Here is a 16,091-nt window from a genome sequence, read left to right on the forward strand (position 1 = left end):
CCTGACATGACGAACAGTGATCGGCGCGAGCCCTCTGACCCCGTGGGTCGGAGTGATTCGCGATTGCATGACGGTTATGTCAGGAAGAGCCAGGCGGTGTGCAAGCGCTATTTCTTCTTGCGGGTATCGATTGGTCCTGTGCGTGGCACATCGAGCGATCGGCGGAATGCGTGCGGGCCGCCGTAGATGCCGATGTCCGATGGTGTCCCGTCGGGATCACTGCATTCAGCGTTGCCGTTGTCGATGAGTGGTGATCCGGGCTGCGGAAAAAACGTCAGCGTGTCCCACAACGGATCGACATGCACGTTGCCGTGCTCATCGGTGTAATCAGGCATGTCGCGCCAGTCGCCCTCGACGTTTTCCCACAGGACATTGTGCGTCATCGGCATCTGCAATGGGTGGCCGTAGTTCCACACGCCCACCGGCGGGCAGACCCATTGGTCCTTCCAGCCGTTGCAGGCGATGACGTTGTTGGTCAGTCGACCGTGCACCTCAGGACCCCACAGCCCGAAGCCGCAGTTGCCGTTGCGGAAGATCAGATTGTTGGCGCAATCCATATAGGATGTCCCGGTGGCGATGATCCCCCAGCCGAGATTGTCGAAGACGAGATTGTTGTGGCAGATCACGCGCGTCGCCCCGAAGGAGCCGATCCCCTTCCAAAAGTGTGAGACACGGTTACGGAAGACGGTCGCGGTCGCATCCCAGGTGATCCCGATCCCGGCGCCCCGCCCCGTGCGGATCTCATTGTCGATGATCGTCGCGCTCGCGCCGCGGTACAGGGCCACGCCGTCCCAGGTGTTGTTGATAATCCGGTTGTTGACGATGTAGAGCTCGGCGCCCTCGCGTCCCATAATCCCGCCGATCCCGACGATGATCGAGTCGGGATACTCGGTGTTGTCGCGTATCAGACAGTTTGAGACAGTCAGCCGTGTGTTGCGCGCGACAATTGCCGCATCCGTCGCCATGCCGCAGGTGTCGCGGATGCCGCCGGTGATCGTGAGATTGGAAATGCCCGCTTCGCCGCAATCATCGAAGAAGACGCCGTACCCCGCCCCGGTAACGAGGATCGTCTGATCCGGCCCTGCGCCGACGATCCACAGCGATTTGCCGCGCACGAGAAACCCATAGGAGGCGCGATGCGCCGTGCGGTGCTCCGCGCAGTTGCCGCAGAGCGAGTCGACGAATTCGACCGGTATGGCTTCGTAAGTGCCGGGGGCGAGAATGAGAGTGTCGCCGAGTCGGGCGGACTGAATCGCGGCCTGAATATCCTGCGTGACCGCCACCATCGCGGCATGTGCCGAAAGCGTGACGAGCGCGACGACGGCAAGGGCCGGTCCAAGCAGTTTGAGGGGCAGCAGACGATTCACGATGCTACGCCCCGAACTTGGCCAATTTCTGCGCATGGGCCAAAGCAATCGGCAAGAGTTGCCGCATCGGCAGTCGCCCGAGTCCGCCGACCTGGCAGGCACGCTCTCCGAACTGCGTCGAGCGGTCATGACGTACCGTGGCGGGTGCGTAAAGCAGCGCCGGGACCGGATGCCACGAATGCGCCTTCAGTTTCACCGGCGTCGAATGATCGCCGGTTATCACCAGAACTTCCGGGTTGCATTTCATCAAGTCAGGCAAGTGCCTGTCAACTTCCTCGATCACTGCGACCTTGCGGTCGAAGTCGCCGTCTTCCCCAGCTTTGTCCGTTCCCTTGACATGCACGAAGAGATAGTCGAACTCTCCCGGCGCGTCGCCCGCCGCTCTCATAGTCGAAGGGACATCCTTCGGCGGGTCGAGCACCGTCATGCCGACCAGCCGCGCGATGCCGCGGTACATCGGATAGGTCGCAATCGCGGCGGCGTTGATACCGAAACGCTCGCCCATCCGCGCAATCTGGGGTTGCTTGTCGATGCCGCGCAAGAGCAGCCCGTTGGCCCGCGTCTCGTCCCTGAGAATCATTTCAACCTGTCTGACAAAGTCATTGAGATACAGCGCCGTGGTTCGTGAGTCTGTGTCGCCGGCTTCAGCATCCAACGGCGCGACGCCGGTTGTCTGCGGATCGGTGTCGGCGACATCGCCGCCCAAATTCTTGCCGCGCAGCACAACGAGGCCACGGTGTTCAGAGACGCTGCGGACCATGACTTCGACCGGGGCATCGAACTTCAGCCCGGCGCTCAGCTTGTCCACCAATCGGCAATTATCATCATCGCTGATGCGCCCCGCGCGGCGGTCGATGATGTGCCGCCGGGCGTCGAGAGTGCAGAAGTTAAAACGCGCGGCGACATCGTCGTCGCCCAGCGGGAAATCGATCCCCAGCGCCTCGAGCACTCCGCGTCCGATCGGGTGACGGCGCGGGTCGTAGCCGAACAGCCCCAGATGGCCGGGGCCCGACCCCGGAGTAATCCCCGGCTCGACCGGATCGAAGAGGCCGGTTGCCGAGTGCGGCAGCAGCGCGTTGATGTTCGGTTTGCGTGCCGCCTCCAACGGCGTCATGCCATTGTCTGCGGGCAAATCGCCGAGACCATCCAGCACCAGAAAGACGATCCGTTGCCCGTTTTTCTGAATGAGCTGCTCGGCGGTGTGCTCGATCATGTCTTGTTGACGGTCCGGTTGCATCAACCATAAGCGGTCTGCGGTCTGCGTTCCAGTCGCATTTCATCAGCAACCGTCGTTAGATCGACGTTGAACACGACCGCCGGTCCCGACTACATTCGCGTTCCGTGTCCGTTCCCGCAACCCGAAGAAAGCAATCGCCGACGCCCGTCGCGGTCTACAGCCGTCTGCGCCGCTGGTTTGGGCACAATGCGAGAACGCTCCCCTGGCGCGGCGACACAGATCCGTATCGCATCTGGGTCTCCGAGGTGATGCTGGTCCAGACTACCGTGGCGGTTGCGGTCAGGCGCTATCCGCGATTTCTCAGACGATTCCCGACGCTCGCCGCCCTGGCAGATGCGCCTCTGTCGCAGGTCATGAAGGAGTGGGAGGGTTTGGGCTACTATCACCGTGCCCGTTTTTTGCACCAAGCCGCACGTCTGATGCGCGACCGGCACAACGGTCGCTTTCCATCCGACTACGATTTGCTCCGTGCATTGCCGGGCGTGGGCGACTACGTCGCCGCATCAGTCAGCAACTTCTGCTTTGGTGCCCGCATCCCGGCGGTCGACGCCAATGTCGCCCGCGTCGGAGCCCGGCTGCTCGGGCTGCGCGGAGACGTGCGTTCGGGCTCGTTGCGACGCAAGCTCCGCGAAGAGCTGGCGAAACTCATGAACCTCGGCAGGGGCTCGCTCTGGACCGATGGCCTGATCGAAATCGGCGCGCTGGTTTGTACGCCACGACAGCCACAATGCCCGTCCTGCCCGCTGAAAGGCGATTGTGTCGCCTATGCGAGCGACCGCGTCGAATCGTATGGCCTGCCTGTCCGCCGACCGTCCCGCCGTGTCGTCTCGGTCGCCTGCGGTATCGTGCGCCGGTCGGACGGACGCATCCTGATCGCGCAACGCCCGGCGACCGGGTTGTTGCCGGGTCTGTGGGAGTTTCCCGGTGGCAAACGCGACGGGAATGAATCACTGGCGGACACGTGCCGCAGGGAAATCAAGGAGGAGCTGGGAGTCACCGTCGCGGTCGATTGCCGACGCTTCCTGATCCGACACGCGTACAGCCACTATGCAGTCCGGCTGTCGGTGTTCGAATGCCGCATCCGGTCGGGAGCGCCCCGGGCGCTCGGATGTCAACAGTTTCGCTGGGTTACCCCCGGGACACTGACGCGATACTCGTTTCCGTCGGCGAACCGGAAGATCGTAGCGTCTATCGCCGTTGAAGAGAACGGACGGCGCCGTCAGCGGAACATCTCTTCCGCGGGGACGACCCGCACACGGCTCGGACTCCACGGCAGCCGTTCCGAGAGGTATCGATTGTCTTCCTCACGCAACGCGCGAATCGAGACCGCCGGGGGATAGGTGTAGGTCAGTTTCTGATCGAGCAGTTGCCGCGCGAGGGCGTTGGCATCAGGAACCGTCATGACAATGAGCATATTATTGGCGGAGAGGTGCTCCACCATCGCGTCACGCACTGCTCCCGGCTCGACTTCGGCAATCCGGGCCGCCAACGAGTCATCAGTCACCGTCAGCCGGTACGATTCCAACCGCGTGAGCATGCGATGGTGCGCCGAATTCCGCAGCCGTTCCGGGTGTCCCAATCGTTTCCTCAATTGTTCCTTGGCCCGGGCGATGTCGGCATCGGTCGGGCCGCGCTCGAGCACGCGCGCCAATTCGATCAATGCGATGTGCAGCGCAAAGGTCGCATTCGTCGTGACTGTCTCTGTCTCGACTATGAACAAGGGGCGCTGATGACTATGATCGTCGGTATCGAGGATCGGCCGTCCGACCAATGGCGCATACGCCAGCTCGACATTCAATCCGGAGCAGATGGCGCGCAGCTCAACAAGCGGGCCGGTCAATCGGCCACGGATTCCTCCCAGTGTCGAGACACCCACATACAGCGGCCACAGCGATGAATCAGCGATGCCGCAGTCGACCGGAGCGCCGATGGCTATGCGAACGTCTTCCGTGCCGGGACGCTCGATGAGGTACAGGGTGAGTCCATCGACCGACGCGGTCGGTACGCGGCGTCGTGGCACGAAAGCCTCGCCGTGCAGCTTCGATCTTATCGTAGCCTCGAATGTCCCCGCCGATGCGAGGTCGATGGGACCGGCCAGGCCGACCATCAGATTGGATTTGCCGAAGTGATCCCGCCAGAATTCAATCGCGTCATCTCGACGCAGCAAGCGCGCCGTGCCGTCGCGTCCCGCCGGCGGCAGCGCATACGGTCCCGGCCGATAGATCCAATACTCCAGTGCCGCTCGCGCCAGCGAACGGTCATCGTCGCGCAACGTCTGCAGGTCGCGTAAATGGTCTCGGATGTTCAGCGCGTTGTCGAACGGATCGTAGACCGGTCGCGTGATCAGATCGACCAACATGCTGGAAAACGCCGGCCAGCGGTTATTGGGGCAGCTGCCGTCGATCGTGATCGTTTCACGGCCCACCTGAGACCGCATCGATGCGCCCCAGCGCTTGAGCGAATCGGCGACTGCAGCCGCTGCGTAGGCACTGCTGCCGCGATGCAATCCCAGCATTGAAAAATGCGCCAATCCCTCACGGCCGGGGGGGTCCTCGGCGCTACCGACCGGGAACATCACCCGCACCCAGACCGAGTCGGCGGATGAGTCCGGAACGATGACGAGCGCCCCTTGTGCCGAGTGGGGGCTTGTAATTGATAACGAGATCGCGGCCAGAGATACGATTATCGCCAGCATCGGTCGACGGAATTGTGTCAGATTCAACATGTCAGCCATCATGCAGACGATTCAGACAATCAAACCGCTTGCAATGGCCCAATATGGCGCTATCTTTGGTCCGGACAAGGGAGTATTGATTACCTCATCGTCAGTCTCTCCAGCCGAAAAACATCAGACTTCTGACAGGGAGTATATCCCAATGCAAACATGCCAATGCGTTCGTGGTGCGTTAATTCTGTTGGCAATCTCTCTTGCCAGTCTTGTCCTGCTGACGCCTACGAGCGGGTTTGCGCAGACAACGGCGACCGATCTGCCGATGTGGTTTGACGTTTCATCGGAGCAGCCGCCAAATATAAAGATCAATACCGATCTGACCACGCAGCTTCAGAATGAGGAGCAGGTCGCGGTCGATCCGACCAATCCCGACAATCTCGTGGCCGTGTGGCGCGATTTCCGTATCGGTTTCCGGCAGGTGGGCTGGGGATACTCGCACGACGGCGGCAGCACATGGACTGAGGGCGGATTGATCCCCGCCACTCCCTACAATCGCGATTCCGATCCCGGCATTGTCGCCGGCTCGAACGGTGTTTTCTACTCAATCATATTGTCGTTTGACGAATTCAGTGCCGCCAACGGGTTGTGGATGCCGTTTTCTGTCGATTCCGGGTTGAGCTTCCTCGCCTCCATTCCGGCCATCGATCACCCGTCCGAAGAACAAGACCCGCCGTTTGAAGACAAAGAGCTGATGGCAATCGATAATACCGGTGGCCCCACAGACGGCAACCTCTATGTCGCATGGACGCGGTTCGGTACAGTGGCTGACATTTACTGCGTGTCATCGACAGATGGAGTGGGATTCGGACCGGCGGTGCGAGTCTCCGACATCAGCAATGGTCTGCAGTGGCCGACTCCCGTCGTCGGTACCAATGGCACGGTGCTGGTCGCCTGGGCAAGCTCGGCTGGAATTCGTTACGATCTGTCGTTCGACGAAGGCGTGACGTTCGGCGCAGACCGGCTGATGCAGCCGACCGGAGTTTTCTCGACGATCATTCCCGGCAACATTCTCGTCTTCGCGTATCCGGCGCTGGCCTCCGACATCACCGGCGGGCCATTTGACGGCAACTATTACTGTGCGTATTCAGACATTGCCGTCGACGGTGCGCTGGACCTGCTCTTTACGAAATCGGTCGACGGCGGCGACACCTGGTCGACGCCGCAGCGGATCAATGACGACCCGGTAAGCAATGGGGCCGACCAATTCCATCCATGGACAACCGTCAATCCCGACGGTGTGGTCTCGGTCGCCTTCTATGATCGGCGTCTTGACCCGAACAATCTGATCTTCGACTTGTGGATCACACACTCGTTCGACGGCGGCGACACCTGGACCCCCGATCAACGCGTCTCCGACATCTCCTCATCCCCGTTTGATGCAGCTCCCGGCTTGGCGAAAGACGGACAACCGGGGATTGTTGAACCTTACGATCCCGATCGTCCCGGCGAGTTGCAAAGCCCGCAGGCCGGGCTGATCGGCGAATATATCGGGCTGACCAGTTCGCGGCTTCGCGCGACCCTTGTGTTTACCGATACCCGCAACGGCAACCAGGACGTCTACGCGGCGAACATGCCGCTGCGGCTGTTCCCGCCACGGCATCAATCGCCTGTCGACGGCGCCGACCTGATTCCACAATCGACACTGTTTGAGTGGGACGACTATTCGATCTATGACGCCGATTTGACCTATATTCTGGAATACTCGACGGATCCGACGTTTGCGGGCGGCGTCGTACGCCATGATGGGATTGTCGGCCACAGCTTTGCGGGCGACATGCTCGACCAGGGACTGCATTACTGGCGGATGCGCGCGGTCGACCCGGCCGGTGATTCCTCAGCATACTCGGCAGTCTGGACATTCGAGGTCGGGCCGTTTTGCGGCTGCGATTGTTTTGCCGATCCCGCCTGCGACGCGATCACGAATGTTTTCGACGTCGTCGCCGGCGTCGATGTCGCATTCCGCAACGCGCCGCCGATCCTCGACCCTGATCCCAGTTGCCCGCGCGAAGACACGGACATCAACTGCAATAACGTGACGAATGTCTTTGATGTGGTGGGACTGGTCGATGTGGCGTTCCGAAACGCCGAGCCGCAAACGACCTTCTGCGATCCCTGTGCCCAGTGACCGAAAACTCACGGGAGCGGCAGATCGTAAATCCGGTACGTCTTCTTGTAGCGACTATGTCCCAACGATTCGCTGACCGCCTTCATCAGGGTGTTGGTCTCCAGCACCCAGGACAGTTCCGCTGTGTGGTACCCGGCCGCGACGCCGCGCTGACGTGTTTCGAAGTGCAGCAACTGATCGATGCCGCGTCCGTGATACTCGGGGAGAATCCCCATCGCCAACACACGCATTTGATCGATTCGCCTCTGAATCTTCGTCCACCATACGAGCTTCAGCAGTCCGAATGGAAACAGACGTCCGTGCAGCCGGATCAGGACCTGATTAATATCAGGGAGCGCCAATGAGAAACCGACCGGCCTGCCATCGACTGTGGCGACGAGCACGATTCGCGGGTCGACAATCATCTTTAAGTCTTTGGCCATGTGGAAGAACTCTTCTTCCGTCATCGGCACGAAGCCCCAATTCGGCGCCCACGCGGCATCATAAATCGCCTTGATCGTTCGGACTTCTTCATCGAATTGTCTCATTCTGATTGGTCGAACCACAACTCCCGAGCGAGCGCGGATCCGCTCGACAATGCGTACGACGCGTTCGGGTAGGGGCGTGCTGTCCTGGGCAAGATAGGCGTACAGGTCCATCGCCTTGGCAAAGCCGTAGCGCTCGGCAAATTCAGGGTACTTCGACAGATTGTAGGGCATCATGACCATCGGCGGACGGTCGAATCCATCGATGAGCATTCCCACTTCGTGGTTGGTCGTGAAATTCGCGGGCCCCCGCATGCGTTTCATTCCGCGTTGCGCCAGCCAAGCGCGAGCCGAGTCCCACAATGTGGCGGCGATGTCATATTCCAACTCGCAATCGAAGAATCCGAAGAATCCGGTCTTCTCGTTGTGCGTGCGGTTGTGCGCGGGGTAGATGTGCGCGCTGATGCGCCCGACCGCCCGTCCATCGTGTTCCGCCAGGAACAATTCGACTTCGGCATCCGCGAAGAACGGGTTTTTGGCTTGGTCGAAAAAGTCCCGGCGCTCCATGCGCAGGGGACAGACCCAATGGGGGTCGTCACGGTACAAACGCTCCGGGAGCCGCCGGAAGGTGCGCCTGTCGCCGGCTGTTTTGACCGGGCGAACGGAGATGCTGCTCATCGCGTTTGCGCCGTCGGGATACCCGCCATCACCGCGTCGGGTCAGTCGGCGGGGACGATGTACGCCGAACGAATGTACTGCTCCAGCATGCGTTGCGCATTGAAGTGCGCCCCGTTCAGTGAGATCGCGTTTCGACCGATAGCGGTATAGCCGTCCTGATCGGTATGGAACAACCGGGCAATCCGATCAAGTTTGTAGTACAATGCGTCGGCATCGTCACCATCACTCGATTGTGGCTCCCACGATTCCCCGATCGACCATCCGGTCACTCCCTCGACGTGTCCTTCGATCCACCAACCATCCAGAATACTGAGCGACGGCACTCCATTGAGTGCCGCCTTCATGCCGCTGGTACCGGAGGCTTCCTTGGGCCGCTGCGGCGTATTGACCCACAAATCGACTCCGGCGCAGAGTTCGTGCGCCAGGGCCATGTCGTAGTTTGGGAGATACACGATGGTGACCATGTCTTTCAATTCCGATGCGTTGCGGAAGATCGCACGAATCAATTCCTTGCCGCCCTCGTCTTTGGGATGGGCTTTACCGGCGAATATGACCTGGAGCGGATGTTTCGAGGCGATCTCTCGCAGCCGGTCGGGCTGCGACAGAATCAGATTGGCACGCTTGTATGAGGTGGCGCGCCGCGCAAACCCCAACGTCAACACATCGGGATTGAGATTGACGCCGACTTTTCGAGTGACCGTCTCAATCAATCGCTCCTTAGCGAGACGATGCGCCTGCGCAATGTCCGGCACTGGAATCGTCACGGCGTGGCGCAAGCTTTGAACCTGGCGGTGCCAGCCGGGGATGTATCGATCGAACAATTTCTGAAACGGCGCGGCGACCCAGGTGCCGGCATGAACACCATTGGTGATCCCGACAATGGAATGCTCGGGGAACATGGAGCGTGAAATCTGCGCGTGGCGCGCCGCGACCGCGTTGGCAAAACGCGAACATTTCAGCGCCAGACGGGTCATGTTCAGCTTGCCGTCTTCACACCCTCCAATGTGGGTGATCTGCTCGGCCACGTCATCGCCGGCAATCCGACGTACCACGTCCATTCCAAAGCGGTCATGTCCCGCCGAAACCGGCGTGTGGGTTGTGAAGACACACCGTTTCTTTACTTGGGCCCGAGCCGCATCGAAGTCGGTCTCCTGATGCGACAGCAATCCCAGCCCCAGCAGGGCCGAGTGACCCTCATTCATGTGGTACGTCTGGATCTGCGTATATCCGACGGCATGCAATAGCCGCACACCGCCGATACCGAGAATCGCCTCCTGACACAATCGGTATCGCTCGTCGCCGCCGTACAGATGATCCGTCAGTCCGCGATGCTCGGGGGCGTTGCTTGAGTCATCGGTGTCCAGAAGGTAGACCGGGATGCCGAAGCCCGATGCTCCGCGAATGAGATACGGCCAGGCACGGATGCGGACCCGTCTCCCTTCGAGCGTGATCGATGCCTGGGCCGACACCGCCGGCAGACGGTCACCCGGGTCCCAGCGCTCCGGCTCCTCTGTTTGATTTCCGTGTTCGTCGAGGTGCTGACGAAAGTGGCCGGCGCGATAGACGAGTGTCACCCCGACCATGGGGAATTCCAGGTCTGCGGCGGCGCGCAACGTATCGCCGGCCAGCACACCCAGCCCGCCGCTGTAGGTCGGAATGTCGCTTTCCAGAGCAATCTCCATGGAGAAGTAAGCGACCGGTGTCTGTTGCGGCCCCACGGTCCTCCCCATCGGTGTCGATTTAGTCGTTGTCATGTCTCTGCTTATAGTCTTCGGCGATCGATCGCATCTTCAGCGCCTCCCGCGGAGACCGTTGCACACGGTATGGGGAGGCGCAAGTAAACAATGTCGGGGAACTGACCTATGAAATCACACCGAACTGTTTGCCGAGTTCTGCAAACGTCGCAATCACAAAATCAAGCTGCTCGTCGGTATGGGTCGCGGTATAAGAAGTCCGAATCAGCGAGCTGCCCTTGGGAACGGCCGGTGAGACAATCGGATTGGCGAAAATTCCGCGCTCGGTCAGCGCGCGCCAGAATCGAAATGTCTGCAAATCCTCACCGATCATCACCGGAATGATCGGTGTCTGTGTCGGGCCGATATTGAATCCGAGACCGCGAAATTCGCGGTGCATGCGCCGGGTGATCTCCCAAAGCCGTTGGCGGCGCTCCGGTTCGCTCTCGATGATGTCCAGCGCGGCGAGACAGGCCGCCACAGATGCGGGCGGCATCGATGCGGAGAATATCAATTCGCGCGAGAAATGCTTGATAAAATGGATGACGTCCTCATCCCCGGCGATGAATCCGCCCAGCGACGCGAACGACTTCGAAAACGTGCCCATCACCAAATCCGTCTGATCGATCAGGTTGAAATGCTCGGCCGTGCCGCGACCGCCAGAGCCCAGGACGCCGACGGCATGCGCATCGTCGACCATGACCCGCGCCCCATGCTGGCGTGCCAGGCGCACGATCGACGGCAGGTCGGTTATGTCCCCTTCCATCGAGAAAACCCCATCGACCACGATCAGCCGACCGCCGCCGTTGGGCGTGGATTGCAGCAGACGGCCCAAGTCGGCCATATCATTGTGCGCGAATTTGACTGTTTTGCCGAACGAGAGGCGGCAACCGTCGACCAGCGACGCGTGGTTGGCGCGATCGGCGAAGATCGTGTCGGTGCGTCCGACCAGGCACGAGATGGTGCCGAGATTGGTCTGAAACCCGGTAGAGAAGACCAGCGCGGCCGGGCGCTTCATAAACTGCGCGAGCCGCTCCTCAAGCTGCACATGCAATTCGAGCGTCCCGTTGAGAAACCGCGACCCGGTGCACCCCGAGCCGAATTTGCGGGCGGCGTCCGCGGCCGCTTCGACAACTTTGGGGTGGTTGGTCAGCCCGAGATAGTTGTTCGACCCGATCATGAGCAGTTCCTGCCCATCGACCGTCACTACTGTGCCCGGAGCCGATTGGATCACGCGGAAATAGGGATAAATCCCCATCGCCATGACTTCGCGGGCAGTCTGAAACTCGCGGCATTTCTCAAAGAGATCAGTCGCGACCGACTGCGTGTCTGCCTTCGGGATTGCCAAGAGCGCGTTCCGTAGTTTGATTGTCTGGGCGTCCAACTTGTTCGGTTGGCGCGGGTTACGACTCTCTCGGAAGTCGGCTGGCCCCGTAACATGCCCGTGCATCGCGCAAGAAAGACGGCCCGAAACGGCACAGTCAAGCCATTTGTCCCCGATGAACATCGCCGAAGCCCCGCCCCCGCCGCCGCCCGCACGGACCGTGTTCCTGACCGGTGCCAATGGGTTTGTCGGCTCCCATGTTGCGCGCCACCTGGTCGGTTTGGGTCACAGCGTGCGCGCGTTGGTGCGGAAGGATTCCGACCGTCAACGTGCCGATGATGTTCGACTTGAATGGCTGACCGGTGATCTGAATGATGTGGAAGCGTTGCGTCGCGGATGCGACGGCGCCGATTGGGTGATCCATTCCGCCGGACGGGTCAAGGCCCCCGATGCCGCGACGTATCATCACACCAACGTCACGGGAACGAAGAATCTGCTGGCAGCCGCGCGAGCATCGGCGCCCAACCTCCGGCGATTCTTGTATATCTCGTCCCTGGCGGCCGGCGGGCCCGCACCCGAGGGACGGCCGCGTCGGGAATCCGACCCCGACGCACCGATCAGCGACTATGGCCGCAGCAAACTGGCGGGTGAAATGGCGGTCCTGTCGCACACCGACACGCTGCCGATAACCGTCGTGCGTCCGCCCGCGGTCTACGGTCCCGGCGATACCGAGACGCTGGCGATTTTCAAAGCGGTGCGCTGGCATATTAAGCCGACGTTCGGCGCGCGGCCGGTCCGGGCGTCGCTCGTCTATGTCACCGACCTGGCGCGCGCCATCGCCGTCGCTTGCAGCCACCCTTCGGCTGTCGGCGAGATGTTTTATGTCGCGGACGAGACCGTCTATCGTTTAGATGACCTGGAGGATATGATGCAGCAGGCGATGGAGGTGGCGGCAGTCCGTGTCCGGCTGCCCGCGCCGATTTTCATATCGATTGCCGCTGCCGTCGAATGGTCGGGACGCATGCTCGGTGTCCGGCCGGCGCTCACTCGCAGCCGCGCGCGCGACTTCATGCAGAGCGAGTGGACTTGCAGCGTCGAGAAAGCCCGGCAACGGCTCGGGTTGATCACGGCGTTTCCATTTTCGGTGGCCGTGCAGGAAACCGTACAATGGTATCGGGATCACGACTGGCTTTGAGTGTGGGACGATAATGAACGTCAACGTGCCCCTGCCATCGTTTTGGACGGTTATTCCGCCGTGGCTGTACGCGGTCGTAGTTACCTTGTTGGGACGCTGGGGCGCACGGTTGTGGCTGCGGCGAGGGTCGATCGGCCAGCCCTCAGACGGCGGCATTCTCGATCATCTGGGGGCGGCCATGCTGGCCAACCTCGTCTTCCTGTCGCTGCTGCCGATGCTGGTCCTCTTGTCGACCGGTCCGATGTTGCCGCTGAGCGGCGCGCGCGCCGGACTCGCGCTGGGAATGGCGGCGTATCTGTTCGGATGTGTTCCTACTCGTTTGCTGGATGTCGGACTCCACGGATGGGATCGCTCTCTGTGGAATCTCCTCGTCGATCTCCTCCGTGTCGGTGGCGCGTGTTTGTTGGTGGGATGGCTGGCGCTGCCTGATGTCTAGCAAGCCGATTACGACGCATTGACGGACTCCGGCCCATGATATCACCGGCTGTGATCACGCGATTGGCGAAGCGAGAGTTTCGATTCGCGCCGGGTGTCGTCTTCCTCAATCACGCTTCGTTCGGACCGGTCCCTGAGAGCGGACGTCGTGCGGTGGAATCGCTGCTGGCGACTCAGGGACGCCTGTCCGCTGATCCGGAGGTCGACGACGAGTCGTATTCGCTGTTGGCGCAATCCAAGCGCCATTTCGGACGGATGATCGGACAGCGCGCGCAGCGAGTGGCCTTCGCGCAAAATGCGTCAGTCGGGATCAACTCCATCCTGTGGGGGCTGGCTCTTCGCAACGGTGAGCGCCTCCTCATCCCGGCTGTCGAATTCCCGTCGTTAGTGTATGCCGCAAAAAACGTCGCCGACAAACGAGGACTGCGAATAGAAAAACTTCCCTGTCCGGATGGATACCTGGACACGAAGACCCTGCGTCGCGCGCTGCGGCAGAAAGCCGCCGTGCTGGCGATGTCGTGGGTACAGTATTTTAACGGCTGGCGCCATGATTTACAGGAGTTGACCGAGATCTGCCACAACGCCGGATGCTTCGTATTGGCCGATCTTACGCAAGGCGCGGGCGCGGTTCCGTTCTCGATGCAGCGTCAGGGTGTCGATGCGGTTGTCTGCGGCACACAGAAGTGGCTTTTCGGGCAGACCGGCGGCGGATTCTTCGCCGTCGCGTCTGCGCCGATCCGTCGGGTCAATCCAATCTTTGCCGGGTGGCTCGGCTACGACTGGCGGTACCGCTGGGAACGCCTGCAAAGCTGGGACAGACGGCCCCATCGCGATGGGCGCGTCTGGGAGGTTGGGACCTATCCGTTCTATTCCATCCGCCTGATGCACGCGGGGCTGCGTCTACTGGATCGTGTTGGCGTGCGCCGGGTGTTTTCACGCATCGATTCTCTCACTGGAATTCTCGCGGAGCATCTCGCAACTGGGGAGTATCATGTGTGGCGTCCCTCGCAACGATCCCATCGGTCCGGGATCGTCACAATCAGCGGCCCGCGCATCGCAGCCCTGCATCGGTATTTGACGGGACGGCGAATTTACACCTCCTTGCGCGAGGGAACAATCCGTGTGTCGCCTCACTTTCACAATACGACCGCGGATATCGATGCCCTCGTGGAGGGGATTCGACAATTCGCACGCGGCGGATATCGCTCCACGCGCCGCAAATGATCAGAGGGCCGTCACGCCATATGACTGCCGGGTTCCTATACTGTCGCACATCCGCTATTGCAACCTGGGTGGTTGTGGCGCTGCTGGGTTTGTTTATGGATGTGTGGTCCCAAGTCAATCCGCGTTACCGCCCCGGTGATTGGCGCAACGTCACTTGTGTCCGCTATGTGACCTCGTATGCCGAGTCGGCCAACACCATCTATCTGGGCACGCGTGGCGGCGTGGCACGCTATGATCGTTACAACCAGGATTGGCTGCCGACTTTGACAAATGCCGAGGGCCTGCCGTCCAATGCGATTGACCGACTTGCCTATAATCCGAATACCGACGAGCTGTATGCCGAAACCGACGCTGGCATCGCCGTCTACAACCCGACACTTGCCGAATGGCGCGGCACGCTGACTTTTCCAGACAGTCTCGCATCGCCTTGGAACTCGTTTAACCCGCTGAACTACCAACTCCCGTTCGGCTACGATGCGCTCATCCCGGGCGCGTTGACCGATCCGCACTTGCGGTCGTATGAGTACGCCGGCGGCATGACCGATTCCTGGGGGAATCTATGGGTCGGAACCTGGGGCGACTTCGTCTGGCACAACGAACAAGGGGCATTCGAATTGTCGCCGCAACGATGGGGTCTGTATCACGACAATGTCGAAGCGCTCCATCTCGACGACAGCGCCATCTATTTCGCCGGTCCCAACTACGACGGTCCGGAGGGAGCATTGAGCATCTACGACACGTTGCAGAAAGAGTGGCAATGGATCGAGGCGCGCTATACCTCCGGGTTTCAGACGGATCGCATTACACAATTTGCGGGCGTTCGGGGCGGGCGATTCCTGTGGATGGCCACCCCGGACGGCCTGATTCGATTCGACAGGGCGAATACGGAATTCCGCACCTATCGGAAACGCGACGGACTCAGCGATGAGCGCGTCTACGGGCTGTGCCTTGACGGTGACATTCTCTGGATCGGGACAGAAGTCGGCGTCGACGGGCTCTATCTCGTCAACGATTCGGTCTTCTCAGCAACGAGTCCCTCGGTTGACAATGCGCGCGTCTACACCATCGAGGCCACCGGCGAAGTTGTCTGGCTCGGCACCGATCGCGGTCTGTATCGATTGGCCAAGCCGGTTCCCGAGTGGTTCGCATTCAACGACGGAACGGGTCCGCTCTCGGGGGTGATCCGGGCCATGGCCCACGACGATCGAACGCTCTATGTCGGATCCGATCGCGGGCTGGCGCTGGTCGATCTTGACGGGTCTAAGCCTGTCCGTCTCTTCGAAAATCCCAGTGTGCTGCCCGCCGACGACATTTACGCTTTGGCTGTCACCGATACGATTGTCTGGGCAGGAACGCCGTCGGGACTGCTCCGCTTTGTTCCTGCGACTCTGGAGACACGTCTGTTCACTCCGGCCGACGGAATGCCGGATTACACGGTGCAAGCGATTGCGGTGGACGGCGACTATCTATGGCTGGGCACGCCGGAAGGTGCCAGCCGATTCTGTTGGAACAATCCCTCTCGAATCGACTGACGTTGCAGGCGACGCCTCGGCTTTTGGGGCATAAATGAGGAACCAT

General features: G+C 60.8%; 11 protein-coding genes and 1 pseudogene. 6 read left to right on the plus strand and 6 right to left on the minus strand.

Translation table 11 applies throughout. The annotated features are described in order from the left end of the window. Nucleotides 1-107 precede the first annotated feature (107 nt). Both VGB22_02545 and VGB22_02550 read right to left on the minus strand, forming a co-directional pair. Entirely contained in the window at nt 108-1,367 is a 1,260-nt protein-coding gene (locus VGB22_02545) for a right-handed parallel beta-helix repeat-containing protein (GenBank protein HEX9750159.1), read from the minus strand. 4 nt (nt 1,368-1,371) lie between these two features. After that, nucleotides 1,372-2,580, minus strand: a complete 1,209-nt coding sequence (locus VGB22_02550) for a 2,3-bisphosphoglycerate-independent phosphoglycerate mutase (protein ID HEX9750160.1) — start codon at nt 2,578-2,580, stop codon at nt 1,372-1,374. A gap of 272 nt (nt 2,581-2,852) precedes the next feature. Between VGB22_02550 and VGB22_02555 the strand changes: the two are divergent. Further along, a pseudogene (locus tag VGB22_02555) lies at nt 2,853-3,779 on the plus strand (NUDIX domain-containing protein). A gap of 44 nt (nt 3,780-3,823) precedes the next feature. Here VGB22_02555 and VGB22_02560 read toward each other — a convergent pair. Beyond that, nucleotides 3,824-5,329, minus strand: a complete 1,506-nt coding sequence (locus VGB22_02560) for an insulinase family protein (protein HEX9750161.1) — start codon at nt 5,327-5,329, stop codon at nt 3,824-3,826. Between the two features lie 190 nt (nt 5,330-5,519). On the opposite strand from VGB22_02560, the gene VGB22_02565 reads away from it, so the two are divergent. Beyond that, complete coding sequence (locus VGB22_02565; protein HEX9750162.1) at nt 5,520-7,460, plus strand: sialidase family protein; 1,941 nt, start codon at nt 5,520-5,522, stop codon at nt 7,458-7,460. 8 nt (nt 7,461-7,468) lie between these two features. On the opposite strand, the gene VGB22_02570 is transcribed toward VGB22_02565, so the two are convergent. The 3 genes from VGB22_02570 to VGB22_02580 all read right to left on the minus strand — a co-directional run bounded on the left by VGB22_02570 (nt 7,469) and on the right by VGB22_02580 (nt 11,599). Further along, a complete protein-coding gene (locus tag VGB22_02570; protein ID HEX9750163.1) occupies nt 7,469-8,602 on the minus strand; it encodes an N-acetyltransferase in 1,134 nt (377 codons plus the stop codon). 41 nt (nt 8,603-8,643) lie between these two features. Further along, a complete protein-coding gene (glgP, locus tag VGB22_02575) occupies nt 8,644-10,356 on the minus strand; it encodes an alpha-glucan family phosphorylase (protein ID HEX9750164.1) in 1,713 nt (570 codons plus the stop codon). A 106-nt stretch (nt 10,357-10,462) separates the two neighbouring features. Then, nucleotides 10,463-11,599, minus strand: a complete 1,137-nt coding sequence (locus VGB22_02580) for a pyridoxal phosphate-dependent aminotransferase family protein (protein ID HEX9750165.1) — start codon at nt 11,597-11,599, stop codon at nt 10,463-10,465. 235 nt (nt 11,600-11,834) lie between these two features. Here VGB22_02580 and VGB22_02585 point away from each other — a divergent pair, with 235 nt between their 5' ends. Genes VGB22_02585 through VGB22_02600 form a run of 4 tightly spaced genes read left to right on the plus strand, consistent with a single transcriptional unit; the run spans nt 11,835 to nt 16,045 of the window. Beyond that, nucleotides 11,835-12,854 carry an NAD-dependent epimerase/dehydratase family protein gene (locus VGB22_02585; protein ID HEX9750166.1) on the plus strand — a complete coding sequence of 340 codons (1,020 nt, stop codon included), beginning with the start codon at nt 11,835-11,837 and terminating at the stop codon, nt 12,852-12,854. A gap of 13 nt (nt 12,855-12,867) precedes the next feature. Next, nucleotides 12,868-13,290 (plus strand): hypothetical protein, encoded by a 423-nt coding sequence (locus tag VGB22_02590; protein HEX9750167.1) that lies wholly within the window; start codon nt 12,868-12,870, stop codon nt 13,288-13,290. A 35-nt stretch (nt 13,291-13,325) separates the two neighbouring features. Then, nucleotides 13,326-14,513 carry an aminotransferase class V-fold PLP-dependent enzyme gene (locus tag VGB22_02595; GenBank protein ID HEX9750168.1) on the plus strand — a complete coding sequence of 396 codons (1,188 nt, stop codon included), beginning with the start codon at nt 13,326-13,328 and terminating at the stop codon, nt 14,511-14,513. A 20-nt stretch (nt 14,514-14,533) separates the two neighbouring features. Then, nucleotides 14,534-16,045: a hypothetical protein gene (locus VGB22_02600; GenBank protein HEX9750169.1), complete on the plus strand. Its 1,512-nt coding sequence runs from the start codon at nt 14,534-14,536 to the stop codon at nt 16,043-16,045. Nucleotides 16,046-16,091: the final 46 nt, after the last annotated feature.

The organism is Candidatus Zixiibacteriota bacterium, assembly GCA_036397555.1.
Lineage (GTDB): Bacteria > Zixibacteria > MSB-5A5 > WJJR01 > WJJR01 > DATKYL01.

Bases quoted from the DNA above. Each gene is read 5' to 3' on its own strand.
- VGB22_02600 (HEX9750169.1), top strand. From the start codon at position 14,534: ATGACTGCCGGGTTCCTATACTGTCGCACATCCGCTATTGCAACCTGG.
- VGB22_02580 (HEX9750165.1), bottom strand. From the start codon at position 11,599: ATGGCGATGGGGATTTATCCCTATTTCCGCGTGATCCAATCGGCTCCG.
- VGB22_02560 (HEX9750161.1), bottom strand. From the start codon at position 5,329: ATGTTGAATCTGACACAATTCCGTCGACCGATGCTGGCGATAATCGTA.
- VGB22_02550 (HEX9750160.1), bottom strand. From the start codon at position 2,580: ATGATCGAGCACACCGCCGAGCAGCTCATTCAGAAAAACGGGCAACGG.
- glgP (HEX9750164.1), bottom strand. From the start codon at position 10,356: ATGACAACGACTAAATCGACACCGATGGGGAGGACCGTGGGGCCGCAA.
- VGB22_02570 (HEX9750163.1), bottom strand. From the start codon at position 8,602: ATGAGCAGCATCTCCGTTCGCCCGGTCAAAACAGCCGGCGACAGGCGC.
- VGB22_02595 (HEX9750168.1), top strand. From the start codon at position 13,326: ATGATATCACCGGCTGTGATCACGCGATTGGCGAAGCGAGAGTTTCGA.
- VGB22_02585 (HEX9750166.1), top strand. From the start codon at position 11,835: ATGAACATCGCCGAAGCCCCGCCCCCGCCGCCGCCCGCACGGACCGTG.
- VGB22_02590 (HEX9750167.1), top strand. From the start codon at position 12,868: ATGAACGTCAACGTGCCCCTGCCATCGTTTTGGACGGTTATTCCGCCG.